23 protein-coding genes are annotated in these 23952 nt (G+C 66.9%); 7 read left to right on the top strand and 16 right to left on the bottom strand.

Annotated features, from left to right (window positions below; genetic code table 11):
* Nucleotides 1-9: 9 nt before the first annotated feature.
* Both PVW49_RS04070 and PVW49_RS04065 read left to right on the top strand, forming a co-directional pair.
* Entirely contained in the window at nucleotides 10-783 is a 774-nt protein-coding gene (locus PVW49_RS04070) for an ion transporter (RefSeq protein WP_274589952.1), read from the top strand.
* Nucleotides 784-847: 64 nt separating this feature from the next.
* Nucleotides 848-1339, top strand: coding sequence for a L,D-transpeptidase family protein (locus tag PVW49_RS04065; protein ID WP_274589951.1), 492 nt, complete (start codon nucleotides 848-850; stop codon nucleotides 1337-1339).
* Here PVW49_RS04065 and PVW49_RS04060 read toward each other — a convergent pair whose 3' ends face one another.
* From PVW49_RS04060 to PVW49_RS04025, 8 genes are all read right to left on the bottom strand, one after another.
* On the bottom strand, nucleotides 1340-2029 hold the full coding sequence (locus PVW49_RS04060) for a molecular chaperone DjiA (RefSeq protein ID WP_048533530.1): 690 nt from the start codon (nucleotides 2027-2029) through the stop codon (nucleotides 1340-1342).
* A gap of 43 nt (nucleotides 2030-2072) precedes the next feature.
* The gene (locus tag PVW49_RS04055) at nucleotides 2073-2549 is read right to left on the bottom strand and encodes a GNAT family N-acetyltransferase (protein ID WP_274589950.1); all 477 of its coding nucleotides are present in this window, start codon (nucleotides 2547-2549) and stop codon (nucleotides 2073-2075) included.
* Nucleotides 2546-3154: a VOC family protein gene (locus PVW49_RS04050; RefSeq protein ID WP_274589949.1), complete on the bottom strand. Its 609-nt coding sequence runs from the start codon at nucleotides 3152-3154 to the stop codon at nucleotides 2546-2548. Before PVW49_RS04050 ends, PVW49_RS04055 begins: the two co-directional genes overlap by 4 nt.
* 120 nt (nucleotides 3155-3274) lie before the next feature.
* Nucleotides 3275-3745 (bottom strand): Hsp20 family protein, encoded by a 471-nt coding sequence (locus PVW49_RS04045; RefSeq protein WP_048533529.1) that lies wholly within the window; start codon nucleotides 3743-3745, stop codon nucleotides 3275-3277.
* 185 nt (nucleotides 3746-3930) lie between these two features.
* On the bottom strand, nucleotides 3931-4713 hold the full coding sequence (locus PVW49_RS04040; RefSeq protein WP_338020384.1) for a trypsin-like serine peptidase: 783 nt from the start codon (nucleotides 4711-4713) through the stop codon (nucleotides 3931-3933).
* A gap of 71 nt (nucleotides 4714-4784) precedes the next feature.
* A complete protein-coding gene (gene glcF, locus PVW49_RS04035; protein ID WP_274589948.1) occupies nucleotides 4785-6074 on the bottom strand; it encodes a glycolate oxidase subunit GlcF in 1290 nt (429 codons plus the stop codon).
* A 3-nt stretch (nucleotides 6075-6077) separates the two neighbouring features.
* A complete protein-coding gene (locus PVW49_RS04030) occupies nucleotides 6078-7199 on the bottom strand; it encodes an FAD-binding protein (protein WP_274589947.1) in 1122 nt (373 codons plus the stop codon).
* A 51-nt stretch (nucleotides 7200-7250) separates the two neighbouring features.
* Nucleotides 7251-8696 carry an FAD-linked oxidase C-terminal domain-containing protein gene (locus PVW49_RS04025; protein ID WP_074836485.1) on the bottom strand — a complete coding sequence of 482 codons (1446 nt, stop codon included), beginning with the start codon at nucleotides 8694-8696 and terminating at the stop codon, nucleotides 7251-7253.
* 109 nt (nucleotides 8697-8805) lie between these two features.
* Here PVW49_RS04025 and PVW49_RS04020 point away from each other — a divergent pair, with 109 nt between their 5' ends.
* Nucleotides 8806-9528: a DUF599 domain-containing protein gene (locus PVW49_RS04020; protein ID WP_048533524.1), complete on the top strand. Its 723-nt coding sequence runs from the start codon at nucleotides 8806-8808 to the stop codon at nucleotides 9526-9528.
* Entirely contained in the window at nucleotides 9525-9902 is a 378-nt protein-coding gene (locus PVW49_RS04015) for a hypothetical protein (RefSeq protein ID WP_048533523.1), read from the top strand. The genes PVW49_RS04020 and PVW49_RS04015 overlap by 4 nt, the downstream gene beginning before the upstream one ends.
* 69 nt (nucleotides 9903-9971) lie before the next feature.
* On the opposite strand, the gene PVW49_RS04010 is transcribed toward PVW49_RS04015, so the two are convergent.
* The 4 genes from PVW49_RS04010 to PVW49_RS03995 are packed head-to-tail and all read right to left on the bottom strand — an operon-like array spanning nucleotide 9972 to nucleotide 16640.
* Entirely contained in the window at nucleotides 9972-12011 is a 2040-nt protein-coding gene (locus tag PVW49_RS04010) for a hypothetical protein (protein ID WP_274589946.1), read from the bottom strand.
* Nucleotides 12008-14764, bottom strand: coding sequence for a DUF4159 domain-containing protein (locus tag PVW49_RS04005; RefSeq protein WP_274589945.1), 2757 nt, complete (start codon nucleotides 14762-14764; stop codon nucleotides 12008-12010). The genes PVW49_RS04010 and PVW49_RS04005 overlap by 4 nt, the downstream gene beginning before the upstream one ends.
* Entirely contained in the window at nucleotides 14761-15636 is an 876-nt protein-coding gene (locus tag PVW49_RS04000; RefSeq protein ID WP_048533520.1) for a DUF58 domain-containing protein, read from the bottom strand. The genes PVW49_RS04005 and PVW49_RS04000 overlap by 4 nt, the downstream gene beginning before the upstream one ends.
* Nucleotides 15633-16640, bottom strand: a complete 1008-nt coding sequence (locus tag PVW49_RS03995) for an AAA family ATPase (protein ID WP_048533519.1) — start codon at nucleotides 16638-16640, stop codon at nucleotides 15633-15635. Before PVW49_RS03995 ends, PVW49_RS04000 begins: the two co-directional genes overlap by 4 nt.
* A 69-nt stretch (nucleotides 16641-16709) precedes the next feature.
* Here PVW49_RS03995 and PVW49_RS03990 point away from each other — a divergent pair, with 69 nt between their 5' ends.
* Nucleotides 16710-17300: a DUF1285 domain-containing protein gene (locus tag PVW49_RS03990; protein ID WP_274589944.1), complete on the top strand. Its 591-nt coding sequence runs from the start codon at nucleotides 16710-16712 to the stop codon at nucleotides 17298-17300.
* Nucleotides 17301-17383: 83 nt separating this feature from the next.
* Here the strand turns inward: PVW49_RS03990 and polA are convergent, their stop codons facing one another.
* The 3 genes from polA to PVW49_RS03975 form a co-directional block, all read right to left on the bottom strand.
* Complete coding sequence (polA, locus tag PVW49_RS03985; RefSeq protein WP_074836482.1) at nucleotides 17384-20182, bottom strand: DNA polymerase I; 2799 nt, start codon at nucleotides 20180-20182, stop codon at nucleotides 17384-17386.
* A 100-nt stretch (nucleotides 20183-20282) separates the two neighbouring features.
* On the bottom strand, nucleotides 20283-20900 hold the full coding sequence (locus PVW49_RS03980) for a Pr6Pr family membrane protein (RefSeq protein ID WP_048533516.1): 618 nt from the start codon (nucleotides 20898-20900) through the stop codon (nucleotides 20283-20285).
* Nucleotides 20897-21082: a zinc-finger domain-containing protein gene (locus tag PVW49_RS03975; RefSeq protein WP_048533515.1), complete on the bottom strand. Its 186-nt coding sequence runs from the start codon at nucleotides 21080-21082 to the stop codon at nucleotides 20897-20899. The genes PVW49_RS03980 and PVW49_RS03975 overlap by 4 nt, the downstream gene beginning before the upstream one ends.
* Nucleotides 21083-21241: 159 nt before the next feature.
* Here PVW49_RS03975 and PVW49_RS03970 point away from each other — a divergent pair, with 159 nt between their 5' ends.
* Together PVW49_RS03970 and PVW49_RS03965 are read left to right on the top strand one after the other, a co-directional pair.
* A complete protein-coding gene (locus PVW49_RS03970) occupies nucleotides 21242-22249 on the top strand; it encodes a mechanosensitive ion channel family protein (protein ID WP_244526480.1) in 1008 nt (335 codons plus the stop codon).
* 65 nt (nucleotides 22250-22314) lie between these two features.
* Nucleotides 22315-23253, top strand: coding sequence for an ABC transporter ATP-binding protein (locus PVW49_RS03965; protein ID WP_048533513.1), 939 nt, complete (start codon nucleotides 22315-22317; stop codon nucleotides 23251-23253).
* A gap of 6 nt (nucleotides 23254-23259) precedes the next feature.
* Here the strand turns inward: PVW49_RS03965 and PVW49_RS03960 are convergent, their stop codons facing one another.
* The gene (locus PVW49_RS03960; protein ID WP_083416013.1) at nucleotides 23260-23889 is read right to left on the bottom strand and encodes a CAP domain-containing protein; all 630 of its coding nucleotides are present in this window, start codon (nucleotides 23887-23889) and stop codon (nucleotides 23260-23262) included.
* Nucleotides 23890-23952: the final 63 nt, after the last annotated feature.

The raw sequence follows: 23952 nt of genomic DNA, 5'->3' as shown, positions 1-23952 counted from the left end.
GGCAGGCAGATGCGGGACAGACTGGCGGCATGGCTGGAACAGGCATGGGTGCGCAACACGATCATCGGGGTGATTCTGTTCAACGCGGTGATCCTCGGGCTCGAGACCTCGGATCCGCTGATGGCGCAGGCCGGCCCGCTGATCGTGGCGCTCGACATGGCCTGCCTTGCGGTCTTCGTGGTGGAACTGGCGCTCAAGATGTACGCCCAGGGCCTCGGCTTCTTTCGCCGGCCGTGGAACATTTTCGATTTCGTGATCGTCGGCATTTCGCTGGTGCCTGCGGCGCAGGGCCTTTCGGTGCTGCGCGCCCTGCGCATCCTGCGGGTGCTGCGCCTGCTGACCGTGGCGCCGCGCCTGCGCCGGGTGGTCGAGGGGTTTCTGACCGCGCTGCCCGGGATGGCCAGTGTCTTCCTTCTGATGGCGCTGATCTTCTATATCGCGGCGGTGATGGCGACCAAGCTCTTTGGCGACAGCTTCCCCGACTGGTTCGGCGATCTTGGCGCCTCGGCCTATTCGCTGTTCCAGATCATGACGCTGGAAAGCTGGTCGATGGGCATCGTGCGCCCGGTGATGGAGGTCTATCCCTACGCCTGGGCGTTTTTCGTGCCCTTCATCATGGTCACCACCTTCGCGGTGGTGAACCTTCTGGTCGGCCTGATCGTCAACTCGATGCAGGACGCTCACAGCGAAGAGGATACCGCCGCCACCAACACCTATCGCGACGAGGTTCTGGTGCGGCTTGAGGCGATCGAGAAACGGCTGGAAGACGCTCAGCGCAGATAAAGCCTCTTCGCGGCTGATTTGCCCCATGGTATAAGGGGAAAAAATCAAAACCGGGGCAGTGCAGATGCGGGTTCTTCGAGCAATCCTGTTGGTATCCTTGGCCCTCACGGCCACGGCGTGCAGCAAGTTCTATACATATACCGGCCCCGAGGTCACCCGCGTGGTCGTCGACAAGGGCGCGCGCAAGATGTATCTGCTGCATGACACACAGGTGCTCGAACAATATGACGTGGGCTTGGGATTTGCGCCCGCCGGCCACAAGGCGCAGGAGGGCGACGGCCGCACCCCCGAGGGCGAATACCGCATCGACCGGCGCAATCCCAACAGCAGCTTCTATCTCTCGATCGGCATCGATTACCCGAATGAAGAGGACATCCGCCGCGCGCGGGACGCCGGGGTCAGCCCCGGTGGCGACATCTTCATCCACGGCCGACCGTGGAAGAACCGCAAGGGTGGGCGCGACTGGACGGCGGGCTGTATCGCGGTGAGCAATGCCGAGATGCGCGACGTCTATGCCATGGTGCGCAACGGCACGCCGATCACCATCCGGCCCTGATCAGGCGGGTTCGCTCTGGCTGGCCTGGATCTCTTCCCAGGCCTTGTTGATGTCGATCAGGCGCTTTTCGCTCATCCGCACCGCCTCTTCCGGCACGCCGCGCGCGATCATCCGGTCGGGGTGGCTGTCGCGGACCGCCTGACGCCAGATCCGGCGGATCTCGGCCAGCGGCATGTCGGGGCTGACGCCGAGCACCGAATAGGGATCCTTGTCGGCATCCGGGACAAAGCGGGTGCGCAGGGCCAGAAACTGGCGATCATCCAGCCCGAAAATCGCGGCCACATTGCGCAGGAATTCATCCTCGGCCGGATGATAGCTGCCATCGGAGACGGCGATGTGAAACAGCCCCTCGAGCAGGTCGGTCAGCGGCGCGCGGGTGTCATCGAACATCGCGCGCACGCGGCGGGCGTAATCCTCATAGCCGGCGACGTCCTGCCGCGCGAGGTTGAAGACACGGGCGGCCTGCGCCTCGTCCTCGGGAGCGATGAAAAACACCTCGCGAAAGGCCGTGACCTCGACCTTTTTGACCAGCCCGTCGGCCTTGGCCATCTTGGCGCCCAGGGCGATGACGGCGATGGTAAAGGCCACGCTGCGTTCCGGCGGGGTGCGCAGGCGGTCAAAGACGTCGCTCAGCGGTTCCCCGCTGGCAAGCGCGGAAAGGGCGGCGGATATGCGAGACCAGATCGACATGCGACAAGCCTATACCGCAGCGCGGCATAAGTCAGTGTGACAATCATAACATTTTTTGCAGCAGAACCAGGTCCATCCAGCGGCCAAACTTGTGTCCGACCTCCGGCAGCCGCGCCACCTCGGCAAAGCCGATCGCCTTGTGAAAGGCGACGCCATCGGGATTTTCGCCGCTAACCCCGGCAAAGAGCGAATGCACCTCGCGGGCGCGAGCGTGGTCCTCGAGCAGCGCCATCAGCCGCCGCCCGACGCCGGTGCCGCGCGCCTCGGGCAGAAGGGCGATGGAATGCTCTTTGGTATGGCGATAGCCCGGCCCGCTGCGAAACGGGAAGTAACAGGCATAGCCGATGATCCGGTCGCCGTCGCAGGCCACGAAATAGGCGCCACCGTCGCGGATCGCGGTGACGATATCGCGGGTGGATTTCTCGGCGGTGGTAAAGGTGATGGCGGTGTCGCGGATCACCGGATTGACCAGATCGACAATGCCGCGGGCGTCGCGCGGCTTCGCCGAACGGACGATCATCGCAAGGTTACCGGGCCGGCCGGGCCCGTCAGGCGCGCCTCGAGATGCGCCGATCCGGGCTGAAACTGCACGCGGGCGTCCATCAGATAGGGCGCCAGCCGCTGGTGCAACCGGTCGGCCTCGGGATGCGCGACCGTGAGGGATTCGAGCGTGCAGCCCGAGGATGGCAGGGTCTCGCCCGGCGGGGTCGGGCTGTCCCACTGGATCAGGGCCGGAAAGCAGCCATCGAAGGGCAGATGCCCGTCCGGCGGCACCGCCATGCGCCATTTCAGATCGCCGCGCTCCAGGGCCACGATCTCGCCCGCCTCGGGCAGGTCGCGCACCAGCGTCGACAGGTCTTGGGTGCGGCAAATCCAGGTTGTCAGCCGCGGCGCGCCGGCAAAGTCATCGAGGCCGAACCAGCGTGGATAGGCCGGCACCGGGGCCGCGGGGTCGATCGAAATCGCCTCCAGATAGAGCCCCTCGGCCAGCCCCAGCAGGTGGTTGTGGGTGCCGAAATATCGGTGTGCGCCCCCCGGCCGCAGTGCCATGCCCAGGGTCGCCTGCACATGGGCCGCGGCGGCATCGCGGGTTTCACCGGAGATTGCGATGTGATCGAGTTTCATGTCTGCGCCCCCGGCGGGGATCATGGCAGAACGGCCCGAGGTTGCCAGAGGCAAACGGCACCCGGACATGAAAAAGCCCCCCGGAACACCCGAGGGGCTCGGAACACGGGCCGAAGTGCGTTAGTTGACGGCCTTGGCGTCAACCACGTCTTTCTCGATCGCCTTGGTGCCGTTGGCAATCTCGATCCGGCGCGGTTTCAGCGCCTCGGGGATCTCGCGCTCGAGGTCGATGTGCAGCATGCCGTTTTCATGGCTGGCGCCCACCACCTTGACGTGATCGGCCAGATGGAACCGGCGTTCAAAGGCACGGGTGGCGATGCCGCGGTGCAGATAGCTGCGCTCTTCGTCCTCTTCGGCCTTGCGGGCCGAAACGACAAGCGCCTTTTCCTTCACCTCGACGTTCAGGTCCTGATCGGCAAAGCCTGCGACGGCGATCGAGATGCGATAGGCATCTTCGGCGGTCTTTTCAATGTTGTAGGGGGGATAGGTCTGCGACTGGACATCATTGGCCAGAACGCGATCCATAAGGTCGGCCATTTGGTCAAAGCCGACGGTTGCACGGTAAAGCGGTGCAAAATCAAAGCTACGCATGGGTCATCCTCCATTGAGCGATACCATTATGTTGCGCCTTCCCTTCGGGACAGGCGCGTCAGGCGTCCAGACCCGTTGTGGCGTCCGGACAGGGCTGATTTGGGGATGGATCTCGCGGTTTCAAGAGGGCCGGAACCCCGCCTCGGACGAAAGATCACGCAAGCGTGATCGCAATCGGCATCGGCTCAGGGGCGGATGAACTTGGCCCCGCCCGGCCGCGTTCTGTCAGAGGCCTGCCGGAACAGCGACTGGGCCTTGAGCTCGACCATCAGCACCGCCAGCGGCTCTGCCAGCGAGGTGCCGAGCGAGACCGGCGTGCCGTTCGATTCCGCCTTGGCCGAGATCAGCGACACGATCTGCGGCTCGCCGCTGGCCAGCGAAAACACCGGCGCGCCCGAGGCCCCGAAATCGGCATCGCAGGACATCACCAGCACGCCGCGCCGCCGATCGACCACTTCGCAGGCCTCTTGCAGCGAGGGCGCCTCGGCGCGGTCATGGGCATAGCTCACCACGCTGATCCGCGCGCCCGGCCCGGGCCGGCCGGCGGTGTCGAACGGCGCCACCTCGGTGGTGCGGATCGGCCGGGCCAGTTGCAGCAGCGCCACGTCGTTTCTGACCTGGGCGGCATCGGTGTTGCGCGAGAACCGATAGCGCGGGTGCAGTACCGCGTGTTTCACCGCCCGATAGGCGGAGGCGCGACCATTGCGCAGCCCGGCGCTGAAGCGGATTTCCGACGCGGTGAATTTGCGGCCGGTGGTCTTGTCATAAAGGCAATGCCCGGCGGTCAGCACCAGGTCGGGGGCCACCAGCACCCCGGTGCAGAACCCCGAGGTGTCAAAATCGACCCGGCCCACGGCCTCCCATCCCCGGCTTTCGTCGCCGGTGTTGAGCTGTCGCAGGCGATGGATGTCAGCCCAGGCCGCCGTCGCCGAAAGCAGCGCGGCGAAAAGCAGGAAAAGGATGCGCACGGTCTGCCTCCCGATGGTCTTTTCACCGGGCTATCAAGCACTTTGGGCGAAAATGCGGCATTTTCGGTGTATCATTCCGGCGCGAGCGCGGGCGGCGTCGGCCCACCGGTGGCCCAATCCAGAAGCTCGACCGTATGCACCACCGGCACGCCGGTGCCGCTGCCGATCTGCATCATGCAGCCGATGTTGCCGGCGGCGATCACATCCGGGCTGACCGCCTCGAGTGTCGTGACCTTGCGCGCCTTGAGCTGGCCGGAAATCTCCGGCTGCATCAGGTTGTAGGTGCCGGCCGAGCCGCAGCACAGATGGCTGTCGGCCGGTTCGGCGACGGTGAAACCGGCGCGTTTCAGCAGGGTCTTGGGATGGGTCTTGATCTTTTGCCCGTGTTGCAGCGAACAGGCGGCGTGATAGGCCACGCAGAGCCCCTTGTCGGCGCCTTCCGGCAGGTCGAGCGTCATCAAGAGCTCGCTGATATCCATCGCGATCTCCGACACCCGCGCCGCCTCTGCCGCCAGCGGATCGTTGCGAAACATATGTCCGTAATCCTTGACCGTGGTGCCGCAGCCGCTGGTGTTGATGACAATGGCATCCAGGCCCGCGCCGTCGATCTCGGCCGTCCAGGCGCGGATGTTCTTTGCCGCCGCGGCATGGCTCTCGCCGGTCTTGCCCATGTGATGGGTCAGCGCACCGCAACAGCCGGCGCCGCGGGCCACCACCACTTCGCAGCCCAGCCGGGTCAGCAGGCGGATGGTGGCGTCGTTGATATCAGTGTTGAGCGCCTTCTGCGCACAGCCGGTCATCAGCGCCACCCGCTTCTTGCGCGGCACCTCGGGCGCAAAGCTCTGCGGATCGTCGTTGCGGCTGACCGGCGGAATGCGCTTCGGCGCCATCTCCAGCATGGCGCGCAGCCGCGGATCGGGCAGAAAGCGCGCAAAGGGCCGGCCGATTTTGGCGCCCAGCAACGCCAGCCGGAACCGCCCCGGATAAGGCAGGATCCGCGCCAGCAGCCAGCGCAGCGCCCGGTCACCCCAGGGCCGGTCGTAGTTCTTCTCTATATATTCCCGCGCGTGATCGACTAGGTGCATGTAATGCACGCCCGACGGGCAGGTCGTCATGCAGGCCAGGCAGGACAGGCAGCGGTCGATGTGCTTGACCGTCGTCGGGTCGGGCACCCGCTCGTTCTCCAGCATGTCCTTGATCAGGTAGATGCGGCCGCGCGGGCTGTCCAACTCGTCACCCAGCACCTGGTAGGTGGGGCAGGTGGCAGTGCAAAAGCCGCAATGCACGCAGGCGCGCAGGATCTCGTTGGCCCGCGCTGTGCCGGGATCCTGCAATTGCTCTTCGGTGAATGTCGTCTGCATCTGTTACCCCATCAGCCCCGGATTGAGGATGCCCTTCGGATCGAATTTCGCCCGCAGCCCGGCCTCGAGCGCCGCCAGCGGCGCGGGCTGGGGCTGGAACACCCCGGCCTCGGCCCGCCGTGCCGCCGAGGCCCGGAACAGCGTCGCATGGCCGCCGGTCAGGGCCGCGCGCACCGGCGTCCCGTCGGGTACCAGCACCCAGACCAGCCCGCCGCCCCAGTCGTATACCGCCTCGGCCCCGTCCAGCCGCGCGACGATCTCCGGCGCCTTGCTCGGCGTGACCGAAAGCCGCCAGACCTCGCCGGCGCGCCCGTGAAACGGCGCCACGTCGCGAATATACCGCCAGCCGGCCGCGGTCCGCTCGGGATCGCGCTCCACGGTGAAATCGCCGATATCGGCCAGCAGCTTCTGCAATTCTCCGCAGCGATAGGCGACCGAATCCGCCAGCCCCTCGACCCGGATCATCGTCACCGGCGCCCCGTCGAGACCGCGCTGCAAATGCGCCGCGCCGCTGACCTCCCAAGGTGCGCCAAGGGCGCGCGACAGGGCCGAAACCGCCTGCACGTCGCTCAGCCCTTCGCACAGCAGCACCCCCCTGGCCTCGGCCTCGGGCAGCACCTTGAAAGAGACCTCGCTCAGCACGCCCAAGGTGCCCCAGGACCCGCTCATCAGCTTCACCAGGTCGTAACCGGTGACATTCTTCATCACCCGCCCGCCGTTCTTGACGATGCGCCCGGCGCCATCGACAAAGCGCACTCCCAGCATGAAATCCCGACAGGCCCCCGCCGTCACCCGCCGCGGCCCGCTGACATTGGCCGCCACGACGCCGCCGATGGTGCTTTCGCCCTCGGTGCCCAGAAGCCCGCGCCAGTCGCCCGGTTCAAAGGCCAGCCGCTGGCCTTCCGCCGCCAGCGCCGCCTCGATCTCGGCAAGCGGCGTTCCGGCCCCGGCCACCATGGTCAGCGCGCCGGGTTCGTAAAGCCGGATGCCCGACAGCCCGCCGGTCTCCAGCATGTCACCCGCAATCGCGCGCCCCACATCGCGCGTCCCGCCGCCGCCTATCCGCAGCGGCGCTTCGGCCGCCGCAATCATCTCCGCCAGTTCGGCCTCGCTGTCAGGTCGCATGATCCGTCTTCTTCTGTTTGAGATTGCCTTCGGGCAGGCCCGAGGCCGCATTCACGCCGCCGCCGGCCGCCCGCGCCGCGCCTCGGAGGCATCGAGCGGAAACACCTTGGCCGGGTTGAGCAGCCAGGCCGGATCAAACACATCCTTCACCGCCATCTGCGCCTCGAGATCCGCCGCCTCGTACTGGTGCCACATCAGGTCGCGTTTCTCGATGCCGACCCCGTGCTCGCCGGTCAGACAGCCGCCGACCTCGACACAGAGCTTCAGGATATCCGCCCCGAAGCGCTCGCAAAGCTCGAGATCGCCGGGCTTGTTGGCGTCATAGAGGATCAGCGGATGCATGTTGCCATCGCCGGCGTGAAACACATTGGCCACCTCCAGCCCGTAGTCGCGGCTCATTTCGCCAATCCGCTGCAACACCTGCGGCAGCGCCGACACCGGGATCGTACCGTCGAGACACATGTAGTCATTGATCTGCCCCATGGCGCCAAAGGCGCTCTTGCGCCCGAGCCAGATGCGCCCGGCCTCATCGGCATCGCGCGCCTCGCGCAGTTCCAGCGGGTCATGGCGCCGGGCAATCGCCTTGATCCGGGTCAGCTGGTCGTCGATCTCGGCCTCCGAGCCCTCGACCTCGACGATCAGCAGCGCCTCGCAATCGGGATAGCCGGCCTGGGCGAAATCCTCGCAGGCGCGGATGCAGGGCCGGTCCATGAATTCGATCGCCACCGGCAGGATCCCGGCCTTGATGATATCCGAGACACAGGCCCCGGCCACGGCATTGCTGTCAAAGGCCATCAGCACCGGGCGCGCGCCCTCGGGCTTGGGCAGGATGCGCAAGCTGGCCTCGGTCACCACGCCCAATTGCCCCTCGCTGCCGCAGATCACCCCCAGAAGGTCGAGCCCGCCGGCGTCCATATGCGCACCGCCGATCTCGACCACGCTGCCATCCATCAGCACCATGGTGACGCCGAGCAGGTTGTTGGTGGTCACCCCGTATTTCAGGCAATGCGCCCCGCCGGAATTCATCGCGATATTGCCGGCAATGGCGCAGGCGAGCTGGCTCGAGGGGTCGGGGGCGTAAAAGAACCCGTCCTCCTCCACCGCGCCGGTCACGCTCAGGTTGGTGCGCCCGGTCTGCACCCGGATCACCCGGTTGGCAAAATCGGTCTCCAGCACCGCATTCATCCGCGCCACGCCCAGGATGACGCAATCCGCCGTCGGCAGCGCGCCCCCGGCCAGCGAGGTGCCGGCGCCGCGCGGCACCACCGGCACCGACATCCGGTGGCAGATGCGCAGCACGGCGGCCACTTCGGCGGTGTCCCGCGGCAGCACCGCCGCCATCGGCGGGCAGCGATAGGCCGAAAGCGCATCGCATTCATAGGCCCGCAGTTCCGCCAGCTGATGAATCACGCCCGTTGGCCCCAAGGCCTCGGTCAGCCGCGCCACAAGCTCGGTTTTCAGCGCCAGCCGCTCTGGCCGGGGAGGGGGCATATCCATGGTGCTCTCCTGATATTGGTAAGAAAATATAACCAATTAACCCAAAGTGCAACCCGCTTGTCGCGCAGCCCCTCTTTCGCTTGCGCGCGGCCGCGGCTACGGTGCTGCGATGACCTGGACCGACCGCCTCTTTTTCTTCACCGCCTGGGACTACGCCGCGCTGACGCTGCTCTTCGTTGCCTGGATCGGCATCGGTTTCGTGATCGAAAACCCCGGCAAGCGCGGCTCGGTCTCGCATCTCACCGCCGAATACCGCCGCGTCTGGATGGAGCAGATGGTCACCCGCGATCCGCGCATCTTCGACAGCCAGATCCTCGGCATCCTGCGGCAGGGCACGGCGTTTTTTGCCTCGGCCTGCATGATCGCCATTGGCGGCATGCTGGCGCTGATCGGCAATGCCGAACGCCTGGCCGGCGTGGCCCAGGATCTCACCCTCGACACCGCGCCGATCATCGTCTGGGAACTCAAGCTCCTGGTGGTGATCCTGCTGGCGGTCAACGGCTTCCTGAAATTCGTCTGGTCGCACCGGCTGTTCGGCTACTGCGCGGTGATCATGGCGGCGGTGCCCAATGATCCGGCCGATCCGGCGGCCTACCCCCGGGCGCGCAAGGCGGCGGCGCTCAACATCACCGCCGCACGAAGTTATAACAAGGGATTACGATCAATTTACTTCGCCATGGCCGCGACGGCATGGCTATTGGGCGCGGTTCCTCTCATACTGGCGGTGCTCTTCACGCTGGCCGTGGTCTACCGCCGGGAATTTGCCTCGCAATCGCGCGAGGCGCTGCTTGCCGACGAAGGTCAGACCGCGCAAACACCGGAGATCCGATGATCCGCGCCGCCATTGCCGCCCTGCTTCTCATGCTGCCACTCACCGCCCGGGCCGCCGAACCCGAGATTGTCAAGGTCCAGGTCAGCAAGCCCGACATGGGCTGGCTCTTCGAGGTCACCCTGCGCCATGCCGACACCGGCTGGGATCACTATGCCGATGGCTGGGAGGTGCTCGACCGCCACGGCAACCGGCTGGGCTTCCGCAGGCTGACCCATCCGCATGTCAACGAACAGCCCTTCACCCGCTCGCTGCGCGGCGTGATGATCCCCGATGGCATCCGCATGGTGATGATCCGGGTGCATTGCACCGAGGATGGCTGGTCGTCCCGCCCGATCAAGGTCAAGCTCTCGCCGGCGGGCCGCGGCACCTACTGATATCTTCCTCTTGCCGAAAATACCCTCGGGGGAGTCCCGCAGGGACGGGGGCAGCGCCCCCCCCCGGTCCTAGCGGCGCCCCTCGCGCAGCCAGGCGCCGACGATCAGCCCCGAGGCCAGCAGCAGCACCAGCCAGGGCGGCAGCAGGGCAACCTGGGTCACGTCGCGGGTCTCGAAGGCGCCGCGCGGGGTCAGCCCGATCCAGCCACGCCCCGCCGCCGGCCGGCCTTCGCGCACGTTGCGAATCCGCGGCAGACCGTCGTCGAGCGGCATCACCCCGCCGCGCAGGCTGTCGATTTGCGGCGCCAGCACCGCGCCGGTGGCGATCGTCTGCTCGAATTCCTTCGGTGCCGCCGGCCCCAGGCCGATCACGCTCTCGAGATCGCCGTCGCGCAGCCGGTAGAGTCCGATCTCCGGGCCTTCGTAGACCGCTTCGAAGCGGCCCGGGCTGACCTCCTCCAACTCGAGCACCACCTCGGCGCCGTCCGGCCCGGTCACCGTCACCGGCCCGGCCGCTTCGTCCAGCGTGCGGCGGATGATCCGCATGGTCTGGCCGCTGGCCTCGGCATAAAGCGTCTCTTCCTCGAGCTCGGGCTCCTTCATCATCCAATGCGCCAGCCGTCGCAGCAATTCGAGCTGCGGCCCGCCGCCCTCGAAACCGCGACTCCAGAGCCAGGCATGGTCCGAGGCCAGCAGCGCGACGCGGCCCTCGCCGACCCGGTCCAGTACCAGCAGCGGCCGGTCCTCGACGCCGGACATCAGGATATCGCCGCGTTCCGGCTCGACTTCGATCTGGCGCAGCCAGCGGCCCCAGGTCTCGGGATCGCCCAGCCCCACGGTGACCGGGTGGCGCGCGCCCTGTTCGGTGACCCTGGGCGCATAGCCCTGTTCGATCACCCGTGCCGTGGGCGCGGCCGGCACCACCTCCGACAGCGGCGAACGATAAAGCGAATCGGCGCTGGCGAAATCCGGGCCCGAGGCGATCAGCACCGCGCCGCCCTCTTCGACATAACGCGCCACGTTGTCGAGGTAGATCGCCGGCAGGATGCCGCGCCGCTTGTAGCGGTCAAAGATGATCAGGTCGAAGTCGTCGATCTTCTCCAGAAACAGCTCGCGGGTGGGAAAGGCGATCAGCGACAGCTCACGCACGGGCACGCCATCCTGCTTTTCCGGCGGGCGCAGGATGGTGAAATGCACCAGGTCGACCGAACTGTCGGATTTCAGAAGGTTGCGCCAGGTCCGGCCGCCGGGATGTGGCTCACCCGAGACCAGCAGCACCCGCAGCCGGTCGCGCACGCCGTTGATCTGGATCAACGCGGTATTGTTGCGCCCGGTCAGCTCGCCCTCGGCCTCCGGCACGGTGAATTGCAGCACGTTGCGCCCGCCATGCGGCAGGGTGACCGGGATCTCGATATACTCGCCCAGCGGCACGTCGAATTCCATCGGTTCGCCGCCATCGACCGAGACATGCAGCGGCGTCCGGGCCGCCTCGGGCGCGGCGCCGCTGTCCTCGACCCGCAGGGTCAGGGTGACCGGCTCGCCGAGGATGGCAAAGGCCGGGGCGTTCGACACGATCAGCCGCCGGTCCCAATCGTCGTCATGGCCGGTCATCAGCAGGTGCATCGGCGCCGGAAGTTGCGTCGCGCGGGCCATGTCATGCACCCGGCCGTCGGAGAGCGCGATCACCCCGGCGATCCGCCCGCGCGGCTCTTCGGCCAGGGCCGAATTGAGCGCGGTCATCATCTGGGTGCCGAGATCGCCCTCGCCGTCGCCGACGCGCACCCGCCGCACCTCGGTATTGTCGCGGGCCGAAAGCTGCGCCTCGAGCGTTTCGGCGGCCTGCGCCGTCACCTCGGCGCGGTCGTCGAGCTGCTGCGAGGCGCTCTGATCCTCGACCAGCATGACGATATCGGTCAGTGGCGCGCGGTCTTCCTCCTGATAGGCCGGCTGCGCCAGCGCGGCGAGCACCACCAGGCCGCCGAGAAGCCTGAGGCCCCAGCCGGAAAGTCCGCGCCAGAGCGCCAGCCCGGCGGCAAAGAGCACCAGCAGGCCGACGCCCGCCAGCACCGGCCAGGGCAGCATCGGGTCGAAGATGAGCGTTCCGGTCATTGGCCCAACCTGTCGAGCAGAGCAGGCACATGCACCTGGTCGGATTTGTAGTTGCCGGTCAGCACATGCATGATCAGGTTGACGCCGAAGCGATAGGCCAGCTCGCGCTGGCGTTCGCCGGAATAGCCCCGGCCGACCGGATAGATCGGGTTGCCGCTCTCGTCCATCGCCCAGGCCGCCGCCCAGTCATTGCCGCCGATCACCACCGGCGTCACCCCGTCATTGAGATTGCGGAATGGCATGCCTTCGATCCGTTCGGCATCCGGCGGCGCGGCCTCGACCCAGACGTCGCGGCCGACATGACGGCCGGGGAAATCCTGCAACAGATAGAAGGTGCGGGTGAGCACGTGATCTTCCGGCACCGGCTCCAGCGGCGGAATGTCGAGCGGCTGTGCCAGCCGTTGCAGCCGCTGGCCGTTGGGCGAGGCGGCGCCAAAGCCGGCGATATCGGCATCGCGGGTGTCGAACAGGATCATCCCGCCGGAGCGCAGGTATTCGTTCAGCTTGGCATAGGCCTCATCCGAGGGGATCGGCTGATCCGCCGACACCGGCCAGTAGAGAAAGGGAAAGAACGCCAGTTCGTCGGTCTCGAGATCGACGCCGATCGGCTCTGCCGGTTCGACCGAGGTGCGGAAGAACAGCGTTTCGCTCAACCCCGTCAGCCCCTCATAGGCCATCTGGTCGAGCTGCGGATCGCCGGTCAGCACATGGCCCAGCACCACCTCCGAGGTGACCGCCAGGGCGAAATCGTCGGTGCTCTGGGCGGCGGCCGGGGGCGGGCTTGCGCCCAACGCCAGAAGCACCACGGCGGCGGTTCTCATCCCGCCGGTGAGCCGTCCGGCCAACGCCAGCGAGGCCACCACATCCACCGCCAGCAGCGCCAGGGCGAGGCTCAGCAACAGTCCCGCCAGCGGGGTTTCCCGCGGCCGGCTCAGCCCTTCGACCGGGATGCGCGCCGGCCAACTGGCGGCGGCAAGCTCGGTTTCGGCGGTGATCACGTTGCGCGCCAGCCGGCGGTCTTCGCTCTGATAGAGACCGGGCAAGAGATCGGGACCAAGCCGGGCGGCCACCAGCTCCGGCCCGTCGACACCGGGCCGGGTGCCGGCATCTTCCAGCGCGCCGAAGGCATCCATCACCTGCAACGGCTCCCATGTGGTGCCTTCGAGGCTTTCGGCATCTGGGGTCGTGGCCGAGGAGGAGACCGCCAGCCGGTCGAGCATCTGCACGAAGAGCCCCGACAGCGGCAGCGTCGACCATTCGGCATTGGCAGTGACATGCACCAGCACCACCTGCCCCTGATCGATCCGCTTGCGGGTCACCAGCGGCGTGCCGTCGGCCAGTTGCGCGATCACCCGGTCGGCCAGCACCGGATCGGGCTGCGCCATGACCTGAGCGCTGACCCGCACGTCCTCCGGCACCGGCAGCCCGGCAAAGGGGCTGTCCTCGGCAAAGGGCGCCAGCGCTTTGGGCTCGCCCCAGGACATGGCGCCGCCGACGGTGCGGCCGCCGGCGCGCAGGCGCACCGGCATCAGCGCGTCTTCCTCGGCGCGGCTCACGTCGGAGGCGGCAAGCCGGGGCCCGGCAAAGCGCAGCAGCAGCCCGCCCTTTTCCACCCAGGCGAGCAGCGCGTCTTCCTCGGCCGGGGCGAGGGTCGCCACATCGGCGAGCACCACCACATCGGGGTTGGCCGGCAGGATGTCACCCAGCGCGCCCTGCAACAGGTCGGCATTCGGTTCCAGCGCCTTTTCGAGATAATGCAGCGGCGAGAGCAGCTCGAGCCCCTCGCGGTCGTCCCGGCCGGCAATCAGCGCCACCTCGCGCCGCCTGAGGGAATCGTCGGACAGCGCCACCGCGCCGGCCGAACGCTGGCCCTCGACCTCGAAGTGGGTGATCCTTCCGCGCAGCTCGGCGGGCAGCGACAGCGAGACCTGCGCCTCGGCGGCGCCATCGGCAAATTCCGCCCCGGCGCGGGCCAGCACGGCGGCATTGCCCGAGGGATCGCGGCCATGAGCGGCAATCTGCGCGGCATAGCTGCCGGCGGTCTCGACCCGCCGCAGCGTCAGCTCGATCGCCCCGTCGGCAAAGCCCGGCGGCGCCATCACCACCAGCGGCCGGGCCGATTGCACCACCCGCACCGCGCCATGCGATTCCAGCGCCGCGAGGAAATCGGCGCGCCCGTCATGCGCCAGCCCGTCAGACAGCCAGAGCGTGTCAAAGGCGCCGTCATCCAAGGCCGCTTCCGCCTCGGCATAGAGGTCTTGACCGGGCAGCCAGGGCTCCGGCGCCAGCCCCGGCAGGCGCGACCGCCAGGTCTCGGCGGCCTGGAACTGCAACGGCTCGGGGTCGCTGACCCGGAGCATCGCCACGGTGCGCCCGTCGCGCTGCGCCTCGAGCAGCAGCGCCTCCAGAGCCTCCTGCTGCGCCGCCCAGTCGCCGGCGCTGGCCCAGCTTGCATCCATTGCGATGAGCAGCGGCCCGGAGCCGCGTTCGCCGGCCTCGCGCGGGTTGAGGATCGGCCCGGCAAGGCCGAGGATCACCGCCGCCACCGCCAGGATGCGCAGCAGAAGCAGCCACCAGGGGGTGCGGTCGGTGACCTGATCGTCGTCTTTCAGGCCCAGAAGCAGGACCACCGCCGGAAACATCCGCCGGATCGGTGCCGGCGGCACCGCGCGCAGGATGATCCAGAGGATCGGCAGCGCCAGAAGCCCCAAAAGCAACCAGGGGGACAGGAACCCTATACCAAACAAAGTCATCGCACGCCTTCCATCGCCCGATAGAGCCAGAGCAGCGCCTCATGCGCCGAGCGGTCGGTGTGGTGCACCGCATATTGCCAGCCGGTCGCCCGCGACACCTGCGTCAGCCAATCCTTGCGGTCCGCCAGCCGCTGCAAATACCGGGCGCGCAGTTCGCCCGCCTTCAACGTCTCATGCTGCACCGTCTTGCCGACGCTTTCGAATATGGTGCGGCCCCGGAAGGGAAAGGCCTCTTCGCTGGGGTCGAGCACTTGCAGGATCACGCCGCGCACCCCGCGGTCGGCCGCCTTGGTCAACGCCGCCTCGACCGGAGCGCTGTCGGCAAGGAAATCCGAGATGAAAATCGCCCGGGCGTGCGGCAGCATCAGCCGGGCTTCCGGTTCGGCGTAATCCTCGGGCTGGTCGGTGGAAAACGCCTGCGCCAGCCGCAACAGCTGGGGCTCGCCGCGACGCGGCGGCAGCACGCCACCGGTCAGGCCGACCCGTTCGCCGCCGCGGATCAGCAGCACGGCGGTGGCCATGGCAATGAGCCGTGCCCGGTCGCCCTTTTCCGGCAAGGCCGTGTCAGAGGCAAACCGCATCGAGGCCGCCTGATCGACCCAGAGCATGACGCTCTGGGCGATCTGCCATTCGCGTTCGCGCACATAGGTGCCATCGGACCGGGCCGAGCGGCGCCAGTCGATACTGCGCCGTCGGTCGCCGGGTTGCGCCGGCCGGTATTGCCAGAAATCGTCGCCCATGCCGGCGCGCCGCCGGCCGTGTTCACCCAGGAGCACCGTGCCGGCCAGATGCTCGGCCTTGGCCAGAAGCGGCGGCAGGGTGGCCGCCTCGGCCTCGGATCTTGCGCGCAGATGGGCGGGGCTGTGGCTCACGCAGCCGCCTCGGCCCGCATCAAGCCTGTTGCGGTCTCGTCGATCAGGTCGCTCAGCGACATGCCGCGTGCCCGCGCTGCGAAATTGAGCGCCATGCGGTGGGTGAGCACCGGCCGCGCCATGTCGAGCACATCCTCGACCGAGGGCGCCAGCCGGCCATCGATCAGCGCCCTGGCGCGCACCGTCAGCATCAACGCCTGCGCGGCCCGCGGGCCGGGGCCCCAGGCGACGTTTTCGCGCACCTTGTCAGAGGCTTCCGGCTCGTCCGGCCGGAAGGCCCGCACCAGATCGAGGATCATCTCGACCACGCTTTCGCCCACCGGCATGCGCCGCAGCAGGGCCTGCGCCGCGATCAGCTCTTCGGCGGTAAAGACCTCATGCGCCGCTTCCTCGGTGGCGCCGGTGGTGGCCAGCAGAATGTCGCGCTCGGTGTCGCGGTCGGGATAAAGCACGTCGATCTGCACCAGAAAGCGGTCGAGCTGCGCCTCGGGCAGCGGATAGGTGCCTTCCTGCTCGATCGGGTTCTGCGTGGCCAGCACGTGGAACGGCGCCGCCAAGGTGCGGTTTTCGCCCGCCACGGTCACCTGTTTTTCCTGCATCGCCTGCAACAGCGCCGATTGCGTGCGCGGGCTGGCGCGGTTGATCTCGTCGGCCATCAGGAGCTGGCAGAACACCGGGCCCTCGATGAACTTGAAGGCGCGGCTGCCGTCCGACGAGGTTTCCAGAACCTCGGAGCCGAGGATGTCGGCAGGCATCAGGTCGGGGGTGAACTGAATGCGGTTGCCATCGAGGCCCATGACGGTCGACAGGGTTTCGACCAGCCGGGTCTTGCCCAGGCCGGGCAGGCCGATCAGCAGCGCATGGCCGCCGCAGAGCAGCGCCGAAAGCGTCAGGTCGACCACCCGCTCCTGGCCGATGAACCGCTTGGTGATCGAGGCGCGTGCAAGGGCGAGCTTGTCTTCCAGCGCCTCGATTTCGGCGACGAGATCGGGGACGTCATTCATGAAAAAGGCTCCTTGCACACTTTGTCCTTGGCTGTGAGTGTATCGTTGAAACGGGAAATGGCAAAAGCAATGACGTCACAAAATCGCGTGCAGCCCTCGGCCGAGGGGATCGCCGCTTCGGCCAAGGCGGCGTCGCAGGGCAAGGGCCTGCCGCCGGTGCATCTGTGGAATCCGCCGGATTGCGGCGATCTCGACATGCGGATCGCACGGGATGGCACCTGGTTCTATCTCGGGACGCCGATCGGCAGAAAAGAGCTGGTGCGGCTGTTTTCCACCATCCTGCGCAAGGACGGCGCGCGCTACGTGCTGGTGACGCCGGTCGAAAAGGTCGGAATCACCGTCGACGATGCGCCGTTTGTGGCGGTGGATTTCGAGGTTGCCGGAGAGGGCCGCGACCAGGTGCTGACCTTCGAGACCAATGTCGGCGATTTCACGGTGGCGGGGCCGGAGGCGCCGATCCGGGTGGAGCGCGATGCCGAGACCGGCGAGCCGTCGCCTTATGTGTTGGTGCGGGCCGAGCTGGAGGCGCTGATCGACCGGAAGAGTTTCTACCGGCTGGTCGAGATCGGCGCGCATCACGCGGTCGAGGGCGAGCGCTGGTTCGGGCTGTGGTCTTCCGGCACCTTCTTCCAAGTGATTCCGTCCGCCGAGCTTCCCTGACCCCGTCCCGGACGTGATCTGGGACCTCTTGGCGCGGGAGGCCCCGGATCAGGTCCGGGGCGCGCCCGCCAAATTCGCCCCAATCAATGCGCCTCCGCCCAGTTGGCCCCTTGCCCGGCATCCGCCACCAGCGGCACGTCGAGCTTCACCACCGGGTCTGCCGCGCCTTCCATCACCGCGCGCGCCACCGAAATCAGCTCTTCGGCCGCCGCCGCATCCACCTCGAACAAGAGTTCGTCGTGCACCTGCAACAACATCCGGGCCGGCAGCCCCGCAATCGCCTCGGGCATGCGGATCATCGCCCGACGGATGATGTCCGCCGCCGTGCCCTGGATCGGCGCGTTGATCGCCGCGCGTTTGGCAAATCCGGCGTGCGGCCCCTTGGCGCCGATCTCGGGTGTGTGAATCTGCCGGCCAAAGAGCGTTTCGACGCGCTTGTGTTCCTTGGCGAAGGCCACGGTCTGATCCATGTATTCCTTGATCCCCGGGAACCGCTCGAAATAGCGGTCGATGAAGCCCTGGGCATCGGCGCGCGGGATCCGCAGGTTGCGCGCGAGGCCGAAGCCGGAAATGCCATAGATGACGCCAAAGTTGATCGCCTTGGCCTGTCGCCGCACCTCGGGCGTCATCTCGTCCAGCGGCACGCCGAACATCTCGGACGCGGTGGCGGCGTGGATGTCCTGGCCCTCGCGGAAGGCCTCTTTCAGCGCGTCGATGCCGGCGATATGCGCCAGGATGCGCAGTTCGATCTGGCTGTAGTCGAGCGAGACCAGCACATTGCCCGGCTCGGCCACGAAAGCCTCGCGGATGCGGCGGCCTTCCTCGGTGCGGATCGGGATGTTTTGCAGGTTCGGGTCGGTCGAGGCGAGACGCCCGGTGTTGGCCCCGGCAATCGAATAACAGGTGTGCACCCGCCCGGTGTCGGGGTGGATATGCTCTTGCAGCGCGTCGGTATAGGTGGATTTCAGCTTCGACAACTGCCGCCAGTCCAGCACCCGCGCCGGCAGATCGTGCAGCGTCGCCAGATCCTCGAGGATATCGGCGCCGGTGCCATAGGCGCCGGTCTTGCCCTTCTTGCCGCCTTCGATGCCCATCTCGTCGAACAGGATCTCGCCCAGCTGCTTGGGCGAGCCGACGTTGAACTTGCGCCCCGCCAGCTCGTGGATCTCGTCCTCCAGCGCCGCCATCTTCTGGGAAAAGGCGTTCGACATGCGTGAGAGCGTGTCGCGGTCGACCTTGATGCCATGCATCTCCATCTCCGCCAGCACCGGCACCAGCGGCCGTTCCATCCGTTCATAAACCCGGGTCACGCTCTTGCGGTGCAGTTGCGGCTTGAAGGCCTGCCAGAGCCGCAGCGTGATGTCGGCATCCTCGGCCGCATAGCCGACGGCCTTGTCGATCGCGACCCTGTCAAAGGTGATCTGGGCCTTGCCGGTGCCCAGCAGCTCCTTGATCGGGATCGGGCTGTGCGACAGGTAGCGTTCCGAGAGCGCGTCCATGCCATGATTGTGCAGCCCGGCGTTCATCGCATAAGACATCAGCATGGTGTCGTCGATCGGCGCCACGTTGATGCCGTTGCGGGCCAGAATCTTGGCGTCATACTTCATGTTCTGGCCGATCTTGAGCACCGCCGGATCCTCGAACACCGGCTTCAGCAGCGCCAGGCATTCCTCGAGGTCCATCTGCCCCTCGGCCAGATCGTCCGAGCCGAAGAGATCGTCGGTGCCGGCGGCGCGATGGGCCAGCGGGATGTAGCAGGCCTGTCCCGGCGTGACACAGAGCGAGAGGCCCACCAGATCGGCGCGCATCTCGTTGAGCCCGGTGGTCTCGGTGTCCACCGCCACATAGCCCCGGTCGTTGATCCGGTCGATCCAGAGCTGAAGCGCCGCGGCGTCGCGCACGCATTCATAGGTCTCCGGGGCGATAGGCACCTGCTCGGCCTGCGCCTCCGGCGCCTCTTGCACCGGCTCCGGGATCGCCGGCGCCTCGACGCCCAGCTTGTCGGAAATGCGCTTGGTCAGGGTGCGGAATTCCATCTCGGACAGAAAGGCCAGCAGCGTCTCGGCATGCGGGTCGCGCACTTCCAGATCGTCCAGCGTGAAGGGCAGAACCATGTCGCAATCAAGCTGCACCAGCTTCTTGGAAATCTCGATCTGTTCGCGTTTCTCGATCAGGGTCTGGCGGCGTTTCGGCTGCTTGATCTCGGCGGCGCGGTCGAGCAGATCCTCGAGCGAGCCGTATTCGTTGATCAAGAGCGCGGCGGTCTTGATGCCGATGCCGGGCGCGCCGGGCACGTTGTCGACGCTGTCGCCGGCCAGGGCCTGCACATCCACCACCCGCTCCGGCCCGACGCCGAATTTCTCCATCACGCCCTCGCGGTCGATGCGCTTGTTCTTCATCGGGTCGAGCATGTCGACGCCGTCGCCCACGAGCTGCATCAGATCCTTGTCAGATGACAATATGGTCACCCGCCCCCCGGCCGCGCGCGCCTGACAGGCGAGGGTGGCGATGATGTCATCGGCCTCAAAGCCTTCCAGCTCCTTGCAGGCGATGTTGAAGGCCTCGGTGGCGCGGCGGGTCAGCGGGATTTGCGGCCGCAGATCCTCGGGCATGGCCTCGCGATTGGCCTTGTAAAGATCGTAGAGGTCGTTGCGGAAGGTATGGCTGCCCTTGTCGAAGATCACCGCCACATGGGTCGGCGCATTGGGGCCGGCGTTGTCCTCGACGAACTTCTGCAACATGTTGCAGAACCCCGAGACCGCGCCGATCGGCAGCCCGTCGGACTTGCGCGTCAGCGGCGGCAGCGCGTGATAGGCACGAAAGATATAGGCCGATCCGTCGATCAGATGCAGATGGCATCCCTTGCCGAATTGTTGCGACATTGCGCATCCCTCCACTGGCGTCGGCCCGTTTCATGCCACGCCCGGCCGGGCAAGACCAGCCGCCCTCTGCGTCTCTTTTTCGGTTCCGCGGTTTCCGGCCTCAGCCGTGCTGCGCCAGCTGCCGGACCGAGAGCATGCGCGCCACTAGCAGGATGATGCCGCCGAGCACCGCGAAGGCGGCAATCAGCCCGGCGATGTTGATCAGCACCTGCACCAGCCCCTGTTCGGGGATGTCGAGGAAGAAATAGGGATAGACCCCGTCGAACGCGGCGCGGCCCAGCGCATAGAAGCAATAGACCGCCGGAAAGGCCAGCCAGGCGGGCAGAGCGGCCGGGCGGGCGCGTTCTTTCGGTTCGAAGGCCAGCCAGTGCAGTACGAACCAGATCGGCACCACGGTATGCAGCATCTCGTCGAGCAGCAGCTCGAGCCCGGCATAATCGCTGAGATGGGCCAGCAGCGCGTGATAGACGAGGCCGACGGCGGCAATCGCCATCACCAGCCCGCCGCTGATCCGCCCGTCAAGCCGACCGCGCAGGGCGATCAGCCCGGCGGCCAGTGCCACGGCGGTATTGGTCCAGATGGTGAAATAGCGATAGATCCCCCAGAGCGCCTCGGGCAGCGTGGTGCCATTGGCCTCCATGTTGAGCGCGATGCGGGTGGCGAGCGTTGCCACCACCGCCAGTGCCAGAAGCCCCGCCGAGACGCGACGCAGCGTCATTTTTCCGCCGCCTCGGCGAAATCGCGGTGCACGTATTTGGTGTCGCAATAGGGGCATTCGACCCAGCCGGTCTTGGCCGGGATCATCAGCCAGACGCGGGGATGGCCCAGCGCGGATTCGCCGCCGTCGCAGGCAACCCGGTTGGCGGCAACGATCTTGGTTTCGGGCGGGGCGATGGTCATGTCAGTCTCGCTTGTTTCCGGTCGGCGCGGCGGGCCGCGCAATCGGGCTGCATGATAGCGATCCATGGCGCTTCGGCAAGAGCTTCGGCCCGGCCCGCTTGACCTCGCAGGCGGCCGCGCCATGTCCTTGGCCACGTGCAGCACGAAAGGCGGGACAGGATGGAGCAGGACGAAACCGGGATCGAACAGGTTGACGCGGACGTCGGCAACATCTTTGAAAAGATCGATACTTGGCTCGACGGCTTCTTTCGCCTGCTGCCGAACCTCGCGGTCGGCCTTGTCGTGCTCTTGCTGTTCTGGTTTGCTGCCGGCTGGATCGGCCGCCTTCTGGCGCGCGCGGGCCACAAGCACGACCGCCCGAGCCTGGGCGACGTCGGCGGCGCGCTGGTGCGCTGGGCGATCATCATCGTCGGCGTCATGCTGGCGATCACCATCATCGCGCCCTCGGTGACGCCGGGCGATCTCTTTGCCGGCCTCGGCATCTCTTCGGTGGCCATCGGTTTTGCCTTCAAGGACATCCTGCAAAACATGCTGGCCGGCATCCTGATCCTGTTGCGCCAGCCCTTCGAAGTCGGCGATCAGATCGTCTCGGGCGGTTTCGAAGGCACGGTCGAGCGGATCGAGACCCGGGCGACGCTGATCAAGACCTATGACGGCCGCCGCGTCGTCATCCCCAATGCCGACATCTATACCGATGCGGTCACCGTCAATACCGCCTATGACACCCGGCGCTCGCAATATGACATCCAGATCGGCTGTTCCGACGATTTCGACCGCGCCTGCAAGATCATGGTCGAGACCTGCACCCAGGTCGACGGTGTGCTGGGCGATCCGGCCCCCGAGGCGCTGCCCTGGTCGATGGACGCCGACGGCAACACGGTCCGTCTGCGCTGGTGGACGAAATCGCCGCGCGCCGACGTGGTGCAAGTCTTTGCGCGGGTGATCAAGGAGGTCTACAACGCGCTCGATGCCAAGGGGGTCGACATGCCCTATCCGACGCGGATGGTGCTGTTTCACGACCAGACCGAAGAGACCGACGGCGACCGCAACGCGCAGCGCGAAGGCTGGCCGGCCAATGCCGATGGCAAAAATCCCCGTGCGGCGCGGATCGAAACCGCGCTGTCGCGGCGGGGCGACGCCGGCGACAAAGCGGAGACGCCGGCCTGATTGCCGGTTTAAGCCGGGCGTCAGGCACGGTATCCCAAGGGCGTCACGATCAAACGGAACTCTGCATGACCCAGTCAGCCATCGAGATTCGCGGCTTGAAAAAGACCTATGCCGCGCAAAAGAACGCCCCTGCCAAGGAGGCGCTGAAAGGGATCGATCTCGATATCCCCGAGGGCTCGGTCTTTGGCCTGCTCGGCCCCAATGGCGCGGGCAAGTCGACGCTGATCAACATCCTCGCCGGGCTGGTGATCAAGACCGCGGGCTCGGTCAAGATCTGGGGCTTCGACCAGGATGTGAACCCGCGCCAGTCGCGCGCCGCCATCGGCGTGATGCCGCAGGAGCTGAACCTCGATCCGTTCTTTGCCCCGCGCGCCGCGCTCGAGGTGCAGGCCGGGCTCTACGGCGTGCCGAAATCGGAACGGCGCAGCGACGAGATCCTTGCCATGGTCGGGCTCGAGGACAAGGCCAACGCCTATGCCCGCACCCTGTCGGGCGGGATGCGGCGGCGGCTGCTGCTGGGCAAGGCGCTGGTGCATCATCCGCGCATTCTGGTGCTCGACGAACCGACGGCCGGGGTCGACATCGAGCTGCGGCAGATGCTCTGGGACAACGTGCGCAAGCTCAACCGCGAGCGGGGCATGACGATCATCCTGACGACGCACTACCTCGAAGAGGCCGAGGAAATGTGCGACGAGATCGCCATCGTCAATCACGGCGAGGTGGCGGCGCGGGATTCCACCGCCAACCTGCTGGGGCGGCTGGATGCCAAGGCGATGGTCATTCACCCCGAAGGCGCGGTCGAGACCCTGCCCGAGGCGCCGGGGCTGGATGTCAGCCGCAAGGGCGATGCGATCTTCGTGCAGTACCGCAGCCAGGACACCAGCGCCGAAGACGTTTTGGGCGCGGTGCGGGCCGCGGGCATCCGCATTCGCGACGTCAAGACCCAGGAGGCCGATCTCGAAGACGTCTTCCTGTCGCTCACCCGGTCGCGGGCGGCGGTTTGACGGCGTTCAGGAGCCGTCTTCGGACAGGTTGATCGCGGCGGCGGCGATATCCTCGATCGGTTGCAGGCCGGCCGGGCCGGTGGCGATCGCGGCATCTGGCCGATAGCCCGGCGCGCCGGGGGCACCCAGAACCATGGTCCACCAGATCTTGCCGTTGGATTCCTGGAAGTAGGCAAAGCCCATGTCGCGGGCATCGGGCGCGAGGATCACGTCGCGCGTGCCCGGCTCTTCCATCCAGGCGGCCAGGGTTTCCAGCTCGGTCTCATAGGTTTCCGAGATCGCCTCGCCCAGCATCCGGCCGCGATAGCCGACCCGCGCCACCCGGTCGATCGGCGAAGAGCCGTCAGAGCCGAAGTGCCAGGGCCGGTTCTGCACCGACATGTCGCGCGCATGGGTGGCGGCGGCGGCGTTGAGCTGGGCGTTGAGCTGCACGTTTGCCAGCCCGCGCGCTTCGCGCAGAGCGTTGACCGCGTCGAGCATGCGGAACTGCACCCGGCCTTCGTCGCCGGCGCCGAGGCGATAGACCTTGGGCAGCGGCTTGCCGTCGGGGCCAAGCTGCGGCGGGCCCGAGGGCGTCGTGGTGCAGGCCGCAACCAGAAAGACCAGAGGCAGAAGCAGGACTGCGAAACGTTTCATGACTGGATCCACCCGAAATTCGTTTTGTCCGACTTATCCGGAAAGCAGTGGCCTTTCAAACCC

It is taken from the genome of Marinovum sp. PR37 (genome assembly GCF_028807375.1).
GTDB classification, from domain to species: domain Bacteria; phylum Pseudomonadota; class Alphaproteobacteria; order Rhodobacterales; family Rhodobacteraceae; genus Marinovum; species Marinovum algicola.
The sequence above is the reverse complement of the archived record's forward strand: the minus strand, read 5'-3'. Positions and strand labels throughout refer to the sequence as shown.